General features: G+C 59.7%; 14 protein-coding genes. 10 read left to right on the forward strand and 4 right to left on the reverse strand.

Translation table 11 applies throughout. From position 1 onward, the window contains the following. Nucleotides 1-4: 4 nt before the first annotated feature. The 7 genes from DCO47_RS09290 to hisC all read left to right on the forward strand — a co-directional run bounded on the left by DCO47_RS09290 (nucleotide 5) and on the right by hisC (nucleotide 5,885). Entirely contained in the window at nucleotides 5-658 is a 654-nt protein-coding gene (locus DCO47_RS09290; RefSeq protein WP_116657966.1) for a phospholipid-binding protein MlaC, read from the forward strand. Continuing rightward, nucleotides 655-960 (forward strand): lipid asymmetry maintenance protein MlaB, encoded by a 306-nt coding sequence (locus tag DCO47_RS09295; protein WP_039759362.1) that lies wholly within the window; start codon nucleotides 655-657, stop codon nucleotides 958-960. The genes DCO47_RS09290 and DCO47_RS09295 overlap by 4 nt, the downstream gene beginning before the upstream one ends. 115 nt (nucleotides 961-1,075) lie before the next feature. Beyond that, on the forward strand, nucleotides 1,076-1,315 hold the full coding sequence (locus DCO47_RS09300; RefSeq protein WP_042608750.1) for a BolA family protein: 240 nt from the start codon (nucleotides 1,076-1,078) through the stop codon (nucleotides 1,313-1,315). A 22-nt stretch (nucleotides 1,316-1,337) separates the two neighbouring features. Then, complete coding sequence (gene murA, locus DCO47_RS09305; RefSeq protein WP_042608749.1) at nucleotides 1,338-2,603, forward strand: UDP-N-acetylglucosamine 1-carboxyvinyltransferase; 1,266 nt, start codon at nucleotides 1,338-1,340, stop codon at nucleotides 2,601-2,603. Between the two features lie 128 nt (nucleotides 2,604-2,731). Beyond that, complete coding sequence (gene hisG, locus DCO47_RS09310; protein WP_016771668.1) at nucleotides 2,732-3,367, forward strand: ATP phosphoribosyltransferase; 636 nt, start codon at nucleotides 2,732-2,734, stop codon at nucleotides 3,365-3,367. Nucleotides 3,368-3,492: 125 nt separating this feature from the next. Continuing rightward, nucleotides 3,493-4,830, forward strand: a complete 1,338-nt coding sequence (gene hisD / locus DCO47_RS09315; RefSeq protein WP_042608748.1) for a histidinol dehydrogenase — start codon at nucleotides 3,493-3,495, stop codon at nucleotides 4,828-4,830. Nucleotides 4,831-4,832: 2 nt separating this feature from the next. After that, nucleotides 4,833-5,885 carry a histidinol-phosphate transaminase gene (hisC, locus tag DCO47_RS09320; RefSeq protein WP_116657970.1) on the forward strand — a complete coding sequence of 351 codons (1,053 nt, stop codon included), beginning with the start codon at nucleotides 4,833-4,835 and terminating at the stop codon, nucleotides 5,883-5,885. Between the two features lie 84 nt (nucleotides 5,886-5,969). Here the strand turns inward: hisC and DCO47_RS09325 are convergent, their stop codons facing one another. From DCO47_RS09325 to algW, 4 genes are all read right to left on the reverse strand, one after another. Beyond that, complete coding sequence (locus DCO47_RS09325; RefSeq protein WP_116657967.1) at nucleotides 5,970-6,410, reverse strand: hypothetical protein; 441 nt, start codon at nucleotides 6,408-6,410, stop codon at nucleotides 5,970-5,972. 482 nt (nucleotides 6,411-6,892) lie between these two features. Then, a complete protein-coding gene (locus DCO47_RS09330; RefSeq protein ID WP_065615793.1) occupies nucleotides 6,893-7,612 on the reverse strand; it encodes a DUF4198 domain-containing protein in 720 nt (239 codons plus the stop codon). Nucleotides 7,613-7,624: 12 nt separating this feature from the next. Continuing rightward, complete coding sequence (locus DCO47_RS09335) at nucleotides 7,625-9,730, reverse strand: TonB-dependent siderophore receptor (protein WP_116657968.1); 2,106 nt, start codon at nucleotides 9,728-9,730, stop codon at nucleotides 7,625-7,627. 88 nt (nucleotides 9,731-9,818) lie between these two features. Next, nucleotides 9,819-10,976, reverse strand: a complete 1,158-nt coding sequence (algW, locus tag DCO47_RS09340; protein ID WP_042608743.1) for a Do family serine endopeptidase AlgW — start codon at nucleotides 10,974-10,976, stop codon at nucleotides 9,819-9,821. A 104-nt stretch (nucleotides 10,977-11,080) separates the two neighbouring features. On the opposite strand from algW, the gene DCO47_RS09345 reads away from it, so the two are divergent. The 3 genes from DCO47_RS09345 to cysN all read left to right on the forward strand — a co-directional run bounded on the left by DCO47_RS09345 (nucleotide 11,081) and on the right by cysN (nucleotide 14,914). Further along, nucleotides 11,081-11,839, forward strand: a complete 759-nt coding sequence (locus tag DCO47_RS09345; protein ID WP_116657969.1) for a Nif3-like dinuclear metal center hexameric protein — start codon at nucleotides 11,081-11,083, stop codon at nucleotides 11,837-11,839. 249 nt (nucleotides 11,840-12,088) lie between these two features. Beyond that, complete coding sequence (gene cysD / locus DCO47_RS09350) at nucleotides 12,089-13,006, forward strand: sulfate adenylyltransferase subunit CysD (RefSeq protein ID WP_007912374.1); 918 nt, start codon at nucleotides 12,089-12,091, stop codon at nucleotides 13,004-13,006. A gap of 9 nt (nucleotides 13,007-13,015) precedes the next feature. Beyond that, nucleotides 13,016-14,914 (forward strand): sulfate adenylyltransferase subunit CysN, encoded by a 1,899-nt coding sequence (gene cysN / locus DCO47_RS09355; protein ID WP_083354229.1) that lies wholly within the window; start codon nucleotides 13,016-13,018, stop codon nucleotides 14,912-14,914. Nucleotides 14,915-14,958: the final 44 nt, after the last annotated feature.

The following is a 14,958-nucleotide window of genomic DNA, read 5'->3' on the forward strand; positions in this document are numbered from 1 at the left end:
TTGAATGATCTCTATCTTGCGACGTGGCCTGTTGGTGTTGCTCGCGGCCCTGCCGTTGATGGCTAACGCTGTACAGGGACAATCGGCTCATGACCTGATTCAGGACACCACGAACCGGATGCTTGCCGATTTGCAGGCCAATAAAGAGAAGTACAAGCAGGATCCGCAGGATTTCTATGCGGCGCTGAACAGCATCGTCGGTCCCGTGGTGGATGCCGAGGGCATCTCCAAAAGCATCATGACCGTGAAGTATTCGCGCAAGGCCACGCCTGCGCAGATGCAGCGCTTCCAGGAAAACTTCAAGCGCGGTCTGTTCCAGTTCTACGGCAACGCTCTGCTGGAATACAACAACCAGGGCATCACCGTTGACCCGGCCAAAGACGAATCGGGCGACCGCACCAGCGTCAACATGACCGTCAAGGGCAGCAACGGCGCGATCTATCCAGTGCAGTACACCCTTGAGAAGATCAATGGCGAGTGGAAGCTGCGCAACGTGATCATCAACGGCATCAACATCGGCAAGCTGTTCCGTGACCAGTTCGCCGACGCCATGCAGCGCAATGGCAACGATCTGGACAAGACCATCGATGGCTGGGCCGGTGAAGTGGCCAAGGCCAAGCAGGAAACCGACAAAGCCGCCGCGAAGCCAGCCCAATGAGTGAGGCGGCAGTACGGATGAGTGATGTCGACGAATTGGTACTCAGCGGCGTGCTGGATTACCGCACCGGGCCTGACCTGCGCAAGGAAGGGCAGGCGCTGATCAAGTCGAGCAAGGCGTCGGCGCTGGTCATCGATTGTTCGGCGGTGCAGAAGTCCAGCAGCGTCGGCCTATCGTTGCTGCTGTGCTTCATGCGTGATGCTCAGGCGGCCGGCAAGGCCGTCAGCATCCGCGCGATGCCCGAAGACATGCGCGAAATCGCTCAGGTCAGTGAGTTGACCGAGCTGTTGGCGCACCCCTGAACCCTCATCTATAAAGAAGCCCCCCGTCAGAGTCCTGCGTTGCGGGGTTCGCAGGCGCGGGGCTTTTTTGTATGATGTCCGACCCGTGCGCACAGGGCGCCGATTGAGGTTGAGCATGCAGGCCGTAGAAGTGAAGAGCTTCCTTGAAGGAAAGCTGCCAGGAACGCTGGTAGAAGTTGAAGGCGAAGGCTGCAACTTCCAGCTGAACGTGATCAGCGATGAACTGGCGGCGTTGAGCCCGGTGAAGCGTCAGCAGCAGGTCTATGCCCATTTGAACCCATGGATCGTCGATGGCAGCATCCATGCGGTCACTATGAAATTTTTCAGCAGCGCGGCCTGGGCCGAGCGCACCTGAGCCCTAGGGCGTCGAGATACTAATGGATAAATTGATTATTACCGGTGGCGCTCGTCTTGATGGCGAGATCCGCATTTCCGGGGCAAAGAACTCTGCCCTGCCGATCCTGGCCGCGACCCTGCTGTGCGATGGCCCGGTGACCGTTGGCAACCTGCCGCACCTGCACGACATCACCACCATGATCGAGCTGTTCGGGCGCATGGGCATTGAGCCTGTGATCGACGAGAAGCTCAGCGTCGAAATCGACCCGCGCACCATCAAGACTCTGATCGCGCCGTACGAACTGGTGAAAACCATGCGTGCGTCGATCCTCGTACTGGGCCCGATGGTCGCGCGTTTCGGTGAGGCCGAAGTCGCACTGCCTGGCGGTTGCGCCATCGGTTCGCGTCCGGTCGACCTGCACATCCGTGGTCTCGAAGCCATGGGCGCGGTCATCGACGTCGAAGGCGGCTACATCAAGGCCAAGGCGCCTGAAGGTGGCCTGCGCGGCGCGCACTTCTTCTTCGACACCGTCAGCGTGACCGGTACCGAAAACATCATGATGGCCGCAGCACTGGCCAAAGGTCGCAGCGTGTTGCAGAACGCCGCCCGCGAGCCTGAAGTGGTTGACCTGGCGAATTTCCTCAACGCCATGGGCGCCAAGGTTTCCGGCGCCGGCACCGACACCATCACCATCGATGGCGTCGAGCGTCTGGGTTCGGCTTTCTACAAGGTCATGCCTGACCGTATCGAAACCGGCACCTACCTGGTTGCTGCAGCCGTCACCGGTGGCCGCGTCAAGGTCAAGGACACCGATCCGACCATCCTCGAAGCGGTGCTGGAAAAGCTGCGTGAAGCCGGCGCGGAAATCACCTGCGGTGAAGACTGGATCGAGCTGAACATGCACGGCAAGCGCCCGAAAGCGGTCAACGTGCGCACCGCGCCGTACCCGGCGTTCCCGACCGACATGCAGGCACAGTTCATCTCGCTCAACGCCATTGCCGAAGGCACCGGTGCGGTGATCGAGACGATCTTCGAAAACCGCTTCATGCACGTGTACGAACTGCACCGCATGGGCGCCAAGATCCAGGTCGAAGGCAACACCGCGATCGTCACCGGTACCGAAATCCTCAAGGGCGCGCCTGTGATGGCCACCGACCTGCGAGCTTCGGCCAGTCTGGTGATCTCGGCACTAATGGCCGAAGGCGACACGCTGATCGACCGCATCTACCACATAGACCGTGGTTACGAGTGCATCGAAGAAAAACTGCAAATGCTGGGTGCCAAGATCCGTCGCGTTCCGGGCTGATCGCTGCATCGGGACACACGGACGTGTCCACTGAATTCGTTTCGAGTCGAGGGTGTGCGCACCCTCGATGTGTGTCCGGCGCCGATTGCGACCGGGCATGAGTACCTTGATAAGGACTGACGTTTCCCATGTTGACCATCGCACTGTCCAAGGGCCGCATCCTTGACGACACACTGCCGCTTCTCGCTGAAGCGGGCATCGTGCCGACCGAGAATCCGGACAAGAGCCGCAAGCTGATCATCCCCACGACCCAGGACGACGTGCGTCTGCTGATCGTGCGCGCCACCGACGTGCCGACCTATGTCGAGCATGGCGCGGCCGACCTCGGCGTCGCCGGTAAGGACGTGCTGATGGAATACAGCGGCCAGGGCCTGTACGAGCCGCTGGACCTGCAGATCGCGCAGTGCAAGCTGATGACTGCCGGCAAAATCGGCGCGGCCGAGCCCAAGGGCCGTCTGCGCGTGGCGACCAAGTTCGTCAATGTTGCCAAGCGTTACTACGCCGAGCAGGGCCGTCAGGTCGACATCATCAAGCTGTACGGCTCGATGGAACTGGCGCCGCTGATCGGTCTGGCCGACAAGATCATCGACGTGGTCGACACCGGCAACACCCTGCGCGCCAACGGCCTGGAGCCACAGGAACTGATCGCCACGATCAGCTCGCGCCTGGTGGTCAACAAGGCTTCAATGAAAATGCAGCACGCCCGAATCCAGGCGTTGATCGACACCCTGCGCAACGCAGTGGAATCGCGACACCGCGGCTGATCTACCTGCGTGGCCCAAGGCCGCGCCGTCTATCCGCCTCATAGCCAGAATTCTCAGGTGCCCAAGCGGATCGAATGCTAGTTTCGGGCGCCTGAGTTATTTGCCATTCCTATGAGGCTCTCGCTATGACCGCAACCACTGCAATTCGCCGACTCAACGCTGCTGACCCGGATTTCGCGCATCATCTGGATCATCTGCTGAGCTGGGAAAGTGTGTCTGACGACTCGGTCAATCAGCGCGTGCTGGATATCATCAAGGCTGTGCGCGAACGCGGTGACGCGGCGCTGGTCGAGTTCACCCAGAAGTTCGACGGCCTCGAAGTCGCCTCGATGGCTGACCTGATCCTGCCGCGCGAGCGCCTCGAACTGGCCCTGACCCGCATTACGGTGCCGCAGCGCGAAGCATTGGAAAAAGCCGCTGCCCGGGTGCGCAGCTATCACGAAAAGCAGAAGCAGGATTCCTGGAGCTACACCGAAGCCGACGGCACGGTGCTCGGCCAGAAAGTCACGCCGCTGGATCGTGCCGGCCTGTATGTGCCGGGTGGCAAAGCGTCGTATCCGTCATCGGTGTTGATGAATGCGATTCCGGCCAAGGTTGCCGGCGTGACCGAAGTGGTCATGGTCGTGCCGACCCCGCGCGGTGAGCTCAACGAACTGGTGCTGGCCGCTGCCTGCATCGCCGGTGTCGACCGGGTGTTCACCATCGGCGGTGCGCAAGCGGTTGCTGCGCTGGCGTACGGCACTGAAAGCGTGCCGCGTGTCGACAAAGTCGTCGGCCCGGGCAACATCTACGTCGCCACCGCCAAGCGTCACGTGTTTGGCCAGGTCGGCATCGACATGATCGCCGGCCCTTCGGAAATCCTTGTGGTCTGCGATGGCCAGACCGATCCGGACTGGATCGCCATGGACCTGTTCTCCCAGGCCGAGCACGATGAAGACGCGCAAGCGATTCTGGTCAGCCCCGACGCCGAGTTCCTCGACAAGGTCGCCGCGAGCATCGACAAACTGCTGCCGACCATGGACCGCGCAACCATCATCGAGACCTCGATCAATGGCCGTGGCGCGCTGATCCAGGTGAGCGACATGGCCCAGGCCATCGAAGTCGCCAACCGCATCGCGCCGGAACACCTGGAGTTGTCGGTCGCTGATCCGCAAGCCTGGCTGCCGCAGATCCGTCACGCTGGCGCGATCTTCATGGGCCGCCACACCTCCGAAGCGCTGGGCGACTACTGCGCCGGCCCGAACCACGTCTTGCCGACTTCGGGCACTGCGCGTTTCTCCTCGCCGCTGGGTGTCTACGATTTCCAGAAACGTTCTTCGATCATCTTCTGCTCCGAGGCCGGTGCTTCGGAGCTGGGCAAGACTGCATCGGTACTGGCCCGTGGCGAATCGCTGAGCGCCCACGCCCGTAGCGCCGAATACCGCATCAAAGATGAAGACTTTCTGAAAGAGCAGGGGGAATGAGCATGAGTAAATTCTGGAGCCCGTTCGTCAAGGATCTGGTGCCGTACGTACCGGGCGAACAGCCGAAGCTGACCAGACTGGTCAAGCTCAACACCAACGAAAACCCCTACGGCCCGTCGCCAAAAGCATTGGCGGCGATGCAAGCCGAGCTCAACGACAATCTGCGCCTGTACCCGGACCCGAACAGTGATCTGCTGAAAAACGCCGTGGCCGAATACTACGGCGTGCAAACCAGTCAGGTGTTCCTCGGCAACGGTTCGGACGAAGTGCTCGCGCACATTTTCCACGGTCTGCTGCAACACGATCAGCCGCTGCTCTTCCCGGATATCAGCTACAGCTTCTATCCGGTCTATTGTGGGCTCTATGGAATTGAGTTCGACGCGGTGCCGCTGGATGCGCAATTCCAGATCAACCCGGCGGACTACGCCAAGCCGAACGGCGGGATCATTTTCCCCAACCCGAACGCCCCGACCGGCTGCCTGCTGGCGCTGGACGCCGTCGAGCAAATCCTCAAGGCCAGCCCGGATTCGGTGGTCGTGGTGGATGAGGCCTACATCGACTTCGGCGGCGAAACCGCGATCAGTCTCGTGGGCCGCTATCCGAACCTGCTGGTGACACAGACATTGTCCAAGTCCCGCTCGCTGGCCGGTCTGCGTGTCGGTCTGGCGGTAGGGCATCCGGATCTGATCGAGGCGCTGGAGCGGATCAAGAACAGCTTCAACTCCTATCCGCTGGATCGTCTGGCGATTGTAGGTGCGGCGGCGGCGTTTGAAGATCGCGAATATTTCGACGAGACCTGTCGTCAGGTGATCGAGAGTCGCGATTGGGTCGTTGCGCAATTGCAGGCCAAGGGCTTTGAAGTCCTGCCGTCGGCGGCCAACTTCATCTTCGCCCGGCACCCGCAGCATGATGCGGCGGGCCTGGCTGCGAAACTGCGCGAGCAGGGCGTGATCGTACGGCACTTCAAACAGGAGCGGATTGCGCAGTTCCTGCGGATTTCGATTGGCACGCCGGAGCAGAATCAGGCGTTGATCGATGGCCTGCGAGGGTTGTAATACTTCGGACGCCCTCTATTGATTTTGGACTTCCTGCTCTTGCGAGTATTGCGCAAGAGCAGGAGTTTATTCTTTTGGCATGGTTTAACTCAAAGTTCGGGGTCTCAAATAAAAGTCTCCCGATATCTGTATGTCGTTCTCGGTTTTGAATGAATATTCGCCTTTAGCAGTTTCGCCCAGAGTCTCGATGGTGATCTTCAGGTTTCCTGATTTTGCAGTATGGTATTTTTCGTCCTTGTAGTATGTCCACTCCGCGACCATGTGTTCAAAATCATTTGGGTAGGTATAGTTTTGCGGGCTACCTATCATTGTGTTGAGTGGGTAAGTGAGTTGAATGAAATCTTTGGATTCAACGTTTTCGAGTGCTGATCCCCGCATTATGCCACCGCCCTCTGGTAAAGGGCCTAAGTGGACGGAGTTCAGGGTAACTGGTGAATCCTGGCCAAACTCGACTTTAATATGGCCCCTTGACTCAGCGAGTTTGTCGTTTTCTGCAGTTTTGGTGGTTGGGGTTGTTTTTGTCATGGTTCTTTCCCTGGGTTTTGTGGGGGAGATAGTTATAAAGTGAAGTGTTGGGTGGTAATCAGCAACTGTCAGAGTTGACAGGTTTTTATATTTTTTTATTATTGTTCATATAGCGGAAAGTCGTAATTGGGAAGGGCGCTTCTGCATTGCATGCAGGCCGGTCCAATGACCTTGTACGAGAGAAGGTGGCCGTCACTTTTAATCGCAGGGCATCGCACAGTTGATCAGGATTTCGATTAGTGCGACGGAGCAGAATCAGGCACTCATCGATGGACTGGGCAACCTCTAAAAGCAAAAAGCCCCTCACCCTAACCCTCTCCCAAAAGGAGAGGGGACTGATCGGGGGATATTGCTGAGGTACGCCGACCTGAATTTGCTTTACCGAATCCATAATCGACTCGCTCTTTCAGGTCGATGTATCCCGCAAGATAACTCGGTCGGCTCCCTCTCCCCCGGGAGAGGGCTGGGGTGAGGGGAGCTTTTTATTCGTGATGCGGCTCGCCAAGGAACGTCAGTGAACTGAACAGCCCTCGACTATCCACATCCACACTGTCCTTCACCGGCACCTCAACCTGCGCCGCAATCACATTCAAACCCTCATTTCTCACCAGCACCTGCGCACGCCCATCCGTGTCGGTCTCGGTGCTCAGCGTATTCGGCGCGCTGCGATAGTCGCCGTACAACTTCACGCCCGCCGCCGGTTTGCCATCGAGCAACACCCGCACCGGCAACGATTTGCCCGGCCCTACCGTCAGCGGATCGACCTCCGGCAGGATCAGCAGTTTGATTTGATCCAGCTTCGGCAACTTTGCCCCCGGTTGATAAATCGCCAGGCTGTACTTGAACGTTTGTGTGGCCTCGGTGGCGCCGGGCACTTTGCTGCGTCCTTCGTTGATCCACTTCTTGTCCGCCGTCTGCGACCACATGCCATTGTTCAGCGCTACGGCCATCACTGCCGGCGGCTTCAACGGTTTCAGCCGTGCATGATCAGCCAGGCGCTCGACGCTGACCGGGATCATCTTGCCGCCCGCGTCATAAGCCCAGGCACCGCTGATTTTCTGCGCCTTGAAGGCGTTGTCTTCGGCGCCGTGGCCGTAGATCACTTCGATATTGCCGCGCCGTTCCTCTGTCCACAGGCCGTGGGCCGAAACCTGGCCTGCGAACAACGCAGCGATGAGCAGAAGGGGTTTGCCGTAGTGCATGGTGACGTCCTTTTACAGGTTGAGTGTCAGGCTGACGGTGAAATTGCGCGGTTCGCCGGGGTTGACCCAGTAGTTGCTGTAGGAGCGCTCGTAGTATTTCTCGTCGAAGATGTTGTTCAGGTTCAGGCCGACCGTGACGTTCTCGCTGGCCTTGTAGTGCGCGAGCAGGTCGACGGTTTGGTAGGCCGGCAATTCAAAGTCGCTGCCTGACTCGCCCGAGCGATCGCCGACGTAAGTGAACGCTGCGCCGACGTCTGAACCGCGCAGACGGCCATCCTGAAATTCATACACACCCAGCAGACTGCCGCTGCGCTTGGCCACGCCGAGGATGCGGCTGCCGGCGGGAATGGTCGCGTCACCCTTGGTCACCTCGGCGTCGATGTAGGCGAAGGCGCCGATGACCCGCACCGCGTCGGTCACCTGGCCGCTCAATTGCCAATCGAAACCCCGGCTTCGCGCCTTGCCCATGGCGCGGCTGGTGTCGGTGCCCGGATCGAGGGCGAGGACGTTTTCCTTGTCGATGTGAAAGAAGGCGAGGGTGCTGCTCACGCGCTCATCGAACAATTCGTTCTTGATCCCCACTTCGTAACCGACGCCTTCTTCCGGATCGAAGGATTTGCCCGAAGCATCCAGCCCGTTGTTCGGTTTGAACGAGGTCGAGGCGTTGGCGAACAGGCCAGTGTTCGGCGTGAGTTGATAGAGCACGCCGGCGCGTTGGGTCAGCGCGTCGTGGCGCTGCTGGCTCTTGGCGTTACGGCTGTGGTCGTCGATGCGCTGATCGAAGTGCTCGAAGCGCGCACCGAGCATGCCGCGCAGCTTGTCGGAGAAGATGATCTGGTCCTGCAGGTTCAACGCATGGCTTTCGACGTGTTCGAAGAAGTCAGTGCCCGAGCGCGCACCGTTGGGTTTTGGCTGGCCGTAGACCGGCTTATAGATGTCGATGGCGTAGGGGCCGCCGGCGACGGTGGTGACGCGTTCGTCCTTGCGGTAATTCTCGTACTCGGTGCCCACCAGCAATTCATGCTGCCACGGGCCGAGGTCGAACAGACCGCGCAGTTCCAGTTGGGTGATGCTGTCGTGCCAATTCGTATCGCGTTCGCGCAAGCGGCGGTTGACCGTGTGGCCGTCGGCGTTCAGCGCGCGTTGTTCCGAGGCGTCGCCCCAGAGCTTGCCTTCCTTGTAGTGGCTGGCCAGACGCAATTTCCAATTGTCGTTCAGATGGTGCTCAAGCGTGGCCTGAAGCAGGTTGTTGTGGTTGTCGATGTTGCCGTCGTTGGGTTCGCCCAGGAACGTCGAACGCGATACGCCGCTCCATTTATTGTTTGGCGCCACCACGCCGCGATCGAACGTCGACTTGTGACGAACGATTTCGCTTTCCACCAGCAGCGAGGTGTCCGGGTTCAACTGCCAACTGATCGAGGGTGCGACGAAGACCCGCTGGCTGTCGACGTGATCGCGAAAGCTGTGGTTGTCCTCGACGGCGAGATTGATGCGCGAGAGTACGTCGCCCTGTTCATCGAGGGGCGTATTGACGTCCAGCGCGGTGCGATAGCGGTCCCAACTACCGGCGCTGGTTTGTAGAGTGGTGAACGCTTGCGGCTGGGGTTTCTTGGTGACGATGTTCACCGTGCCGCCGGGATCGCCTCGACCGTAGAGGCTGGCGGCCGGGCCTTTGAGCACTTCGATGCGTTCGATGTTGGCCGCATCCGGCGTGCTCGGGTAGCCGCGATTCGCGCTGAAGCCATCCTTGTAGAACTCGGACGTGGTGAAGCCGCGCACGCTGTATTCGTACAGGGTCAGGCCGCCGAAGTTGTTCTGTTTCGATACCCCGCCAGCGAAATCCAGCGCGCGTTCAACGCTGGCGCTGCCCAGATCCGAAAGCACGCTGGCCGGGACTACGCTGATGGCTTGCGGGATATCGCGAATCGCCGTGTCGGTTTTGGTCGCACTGGCGGAGCGAGTCGCGCGATAGCCGCTGACCGGGCCGGTAGGAGATTCATAGTCGGAGGTGACGCTGATGGCTTCGAGCTCAACGGGCTGCGGTTCATCGGCGAAGGCGGGATCGCAGAGCAAACCCAGGGTCAGGCCCAGCAGCGAAGCCTTTTTTCGAGACGACATGTTATGTTGTTCCAATTGTCAGAATTGAAACAATATAACATGCCCGTTGAGAATGTCTGTTATTCGCGCCGCTGGCGCGAAAACATTTTTACTCTTCTTTTTCTTTCACTGGTGCCGGCGGTGGACGCAGGCCGATTTCAGCGCTCAGCTTCAGCTCCTTGCCGTTGCGCATGACCTGGATCGTCACCTTGTCAGTCGGTTTGATTCGCGCCACCTGGTTCATCGAACGGCGACCATCGCCGGCCGGTTCGCCATCGATACTCAGAATCACATCGCCCAGCTGCAGGCCGGCTTTCTGCGCCGGGCCGTCACGGAAAATCCCCGCGACGACAATTCCCGGACGTCCGGACAAGCCAAACGACTCGGCCAGTTCCTGGGTCAGCGGTTGCACTTCGATGCCCAGCCAGCCACGGATCACCTGACCGTGCTCGATGATCGACTTCATGACTTCCATCGCCAGTTTCACCGGAATCGCAAATCCGATGCCTTGCGAGCCGCCGGACTTGGAGAAGATCGCCGTGTTGATGCCGGTGAGGTTGCCATTGGCATCGACCAGCGCACCGCCGGAGTTGCCCGGGTTGATCGCCGCGTCGGTCTGGATGAAGTCTTCGTAATTGTTCAGGCCCAACTGATTACGCCCGGTGGCGCTGATGATGCCCATGGTCACGGTCTGGCCGACGCCGAACGGGTTGCCGATGGCCAGCGCGACGTCGCCGATGCGAATGCTGTCGGAGCGGCCGACGGTGATCGCCGGGAGGTTTTTCAGGTCGATTTTCAACACCGCGAGGTCGGTTTCCGGGTCGCTGCCGATGACCCGTGCCAGCGTCTCGCGACCATCCTTGAGCGCCACGACAATCTGGTCGGCGCCGCTGGTGACGTGGTTGTTGGTGAGGATATAGCCCTCCGGGCTCATGATCACGCCGGAACCGAGGCTCGATTCCATGCGCTTCTGTTTCGGCGAGTTGTCACCGAAGAAGCGGCGGAACTGCGGATCCTCGAACAACGGATGCGCCGGTTTGTTGATGACCTTGGTGGTGTACAGGTTGACCACCGACGGTGCGGCGATACCTACCGCATCCGCATAGGACACCGGCCCCTGTTGCACGATCGTTGTCTGTGGCGCCTGTTGCAGATTGACGTCGAGGCTCGGTAGCCCGACCCACTCGGGGTAACGCTGAATAATCAACAGAGCGATAAGCACACCGGCCAACAGTGGCCAGCCAAAAAAACGCAGCGCCTTGAGCATTAAGCACGTTCCTGGAAAGGTTGCAGGCGAGGTCAGACCGCCCATAATGTCGCGCATTATACGAGGCCGCGCGTGCCTCTGAACGGGATATTTAGGAGTCTTTCATGGCCGTTGCCCTCAGCACCCTCGTCGAAGAAGCCGACCGTTACCTGACCAGTGCGAAAATTGCCGATTATTGCCCCAACGGTTTGCAGGTCGAAGGCCGCCCGCAGGTGATGCGCATCGTCAGTGGCGTCACCGCCAGCCAGGCTTTACTGGACGCCGCCGTGGAAGCCGAGGCCGACCTGATCCTGGTCCACCACGGGTATTTCTGGAAAGGCGAAAACCCCTGCGTCACCGGCATGAAACAGCGTCGCTTGAAAACCCTGCTCAAGCACGACATCAGTCTGCTGGCGTATCACCTGCCGCTGGATCTGCACCCGGACGTCGGCAACAACGTGCAACTGGCGCGTCAGCTCGACATCACTGTCGAAGGGCCGTTGGACCCGGGCAACCCGAAAGTCGTGGGTCTGGTGGGTTCGCTGAATGAGCCGATGACTGCCCGGGATTTCGCGCGCAAGGTACAGGAAGTCATGGGCCGCGAGCCACTGTTGATCGAAGGCAGCGGCATGATCCGCCGCGTCGGCTGGTGCACCGGCGGCGGCCAGGGTTATATCGATCAGGGCGTGGCGGCGGGGGTCGACCTGTTCATCAGTGGCGAGGCCTCCGAGCAGACGTTTCACAGCGCGCGGGAAAACGACATCAGCTTCATCGCCGCCGGCCATCACGCCACCGAACGCTATGGCGTGCAGGCGCTGGGCGATTATCTGGCGAAGCGCTTTGCCCTTGAGCACATCTTCATCGACATCCCGAACCCTATCTGACACACCGCGTTTCCCCTGTAGGAGTGAGCCTGCTCGCGATAGCTTTGTCATATCCAACATAGCTGTGACTGATTCACCGCTATCGCGAGCAGGCTCACTCCTACAGGGGGCTTTGCGCCCAAACGAGTGGGCATATTCATATACCCTTTCGATCTAGTTGGCGTCCTGATTAGAAGAGGTCGCTGTGCTAGGATTCCCCGCTCGAACACGGCCCGCTGGCCGTTCATAAGAAAGCTTTCGTGAGTAGCCATGGTCGACAAACTGACGCATCTGAAACAGCTGGAGGCGGAAAGCATCCACATCATCCGCGAGGTGGCCGCCGAGTTCGATAACCCGGTGATGCTGTACTCCATCGGTAAAGACTCCGCCGTGATGCTGCACCTGGCACGCAAGGCGTTCTTCCCGGGCAAACTGCCGTTTCCGGTGATGCACGTCGACACCCGCTGGAAATTCCAGGAGATGTACAAGTTCCGCGACAAGATGGTCGAAGAACTGGGCCTGGACCTGATCACCCACATCAACCCCGATGGCGTGGCGCAGAACATCAACCCGTTCACCCACGGCAGCGCCAAGCACACCGACATCATGAAAACCGAAGGCCTGAAGCAGGCACTCGACAAGCATGGTTTCGACGCAGCCTTCGGCGGTGCCCGTCGCGATGAAGAGAAGTCCCGCGCTAAAGAGCGCGTGTACTCGTTCCGCGACAGCAAGCACCGCTGGGACCCGAAAAACCAGCGTCCCGAACTGTGGAACGTCTACAACGGCAAGGTCAACAAGGGCGAATCCATCCGTGTATTCCCGTTGTCGAACTGGACCGAGCTGGACATCTGGCAGTACATCTACCTCGAAGGCATCCCGATCGTGCCGCTGTATTTTGCCGCCGAACGCGAAGTGATCGAGAAGAACGGCACGCTGATCATGATCGACGACGAGCGCATCCTTGAACACCTGTCCGACGAAGACAAAGCGCGCATCGTGAAAAAGAAAGTGCGGTTCCGCACCCTGGGCTGCTACCCGTTGACGGGCGCGGTGGAGTCCGAGGCCGAAAGCCTCACGGACATCATTCAGGAAATGCTCCTGACGCGAACTTCCGAGCGCCAGGGCCGGGTCATCGACCACGATGGCGCAGGCTCGATGGAAGACAAAAAACGTCAGGGTTATTTCTAAGGGGTTGTCATGTCGCACGCATCTGATTTGATCAGCGAGGACATCCTCGCCTACCTGGGCCAGCACGAACGTAAAGAGCTGCTGCGCTTTTTGACCTGCGGTAACGTCGACGACGGCAAGAGCACCCTGATCGGGCGCCTGCTGCACGACTCGAAGATGATCTACGAAGATCACCTCGAAGCGATTACCCGCGACTCGAAGAAATCCGGCACTACCGGTGACGACATCGACCTGGCGTTGCTGGTCGACGGTCTGCAGGCCGAGCGTGAGCAGGGCATCACCATTGATGTGGCCTACCGCTATTTCTCTACCGCCAAACGCAAATTCATCATCGCCGACACCCCCGGCCATGAGCAGTACACCCGCAACATGGCCACCGGTGCATCCACCTGTGACCTGGCGATCATTCTGGTCGATGCCCGTTACGGCGTGCAGACCCAGACCCGTCGCCACAGCTTCATCGCTTCGTTGCTGGGCATCAAACACATCGTCGTCGCCATCAACAAGATGGACCTGAAGGACTTCGATGAAGGCGTGTTCGAGTCGATCAAGGCCGACTACCTGAAGTTCGCCGAAGGCTTGAAGATGAAGCCGACCAGCATGCACTTCGTGCCGATGTCTGCCCTCAAGGGCGACAACGTGGTGAACAAGTCCGAACGCTCGCCGTGGTACACCGGCCAGTCGCTGATGGAAATTCTCGAGACCGTGGAAGTGGCGGGCGATCGCAATTTCACCGACCTGCGTTTCCCGGTGCAGTACGTCAACCGTCCGAACCTGAACTTCCGTGGTTTCGCCGGCACCCTGGCCAGCGGCATCGTGCACAAGGGCGACGAAGTCGTGGTGCTGCCGTCCGGCAAGAGCAGCCGGGTGAAGTCCATCGTCACGTTCGAAGGTGAGCTGGAACACGCAGGTCCCGGTCAGGCGGTGACGCTGACCATGGAAGACGAAATCGATATCTCCCGTGGCGACCTGCTGGTGCATGCCGACAACGTGCCGCCGGTCACCGACAGCTTTGAAGCGATGCTGGTGTGGATGGCCGAAGAGCCGATGCTGCCGGGCAAGAAATACGACATCAAACGCGCCACCAGTTACGTGCCGGGCTCGATTGCCAGCATCGTCAACAAGGTCGACGTCAACACTTTGGAAGAAGGCCCGGCGAGCGCGTTGCAGCTCAACGAAATCGGCAAGGTGAAGATCGCACTCGATGCACCGATCGCCCTCGACGGTTACGAAAGCAACCGCACCACCGGCGCATTCATTGTCATCGATCGCCTGACCAACGGCACCGTTGGCGCCGGCATGATCGTCGCTCAGCCAGTGGCTCATGGCACCGCCACGCACCACGGCAAACTGGCTCACGTGGCAACTGAAGAACGTGCCCAGCGCTTCGGCCAGCAACCGGCCACCGTGCTGTTCAGCGGCCTGTCCGGTGCGGGTAAAAGCACCCTGGCGTATGCGGTCGAGCGCAAGCTGTTCGACATGGGCCGTGCGGTGTTTGTACTGGATGGCCAGAACCTGCGTCACGATCTGAACAAAGGTCTGCCACAGGATCGCGCCGGTCGCACCGAGAACTGGCGTCGTGCTGCACACGTGGCGCGTCAGTTCAACGAAGCGGGCCTGCTGACATTGGCCGCCTTCGTTGCGCCGAGCGCCGAAGGTCGCGAGCAGGCCAAGGAACTGATCGGCAAGGATCGCTTGCTGACGGTCTACGTGCAGGCCTCGCCAACCGTATGCGCCGAACGTGATCCGCAAGGTCTGTATGCCGCTGGCGGCGACAATATCCCTGGCGAATCCTTCCCCTACGACGTGCCGCTCAACGCCGACCTGGTGATCGACACGCAGTCGCTGAGTCTGGAAGAAAGCGTCAAGCAAGTGCTGGAGCTGTTGCGTCAGCGTGGCGCCATATAAGCGTTAGCGCCAAATAAAAAGCCCGCCGATGAGCAATCATCGGC

Origin of the sequence: Pseudomonas sp. NDM (assembly GCF_003105095.1) — a bacterium.
Taxonomy (GTDB): Bacteria; Pseudomonadota; Gammaproteobacteria; order Pseudomonadales; family Pseudomonadaceae; genus Aquipseudomonas; species Aquipseudomonas moraviensis_A.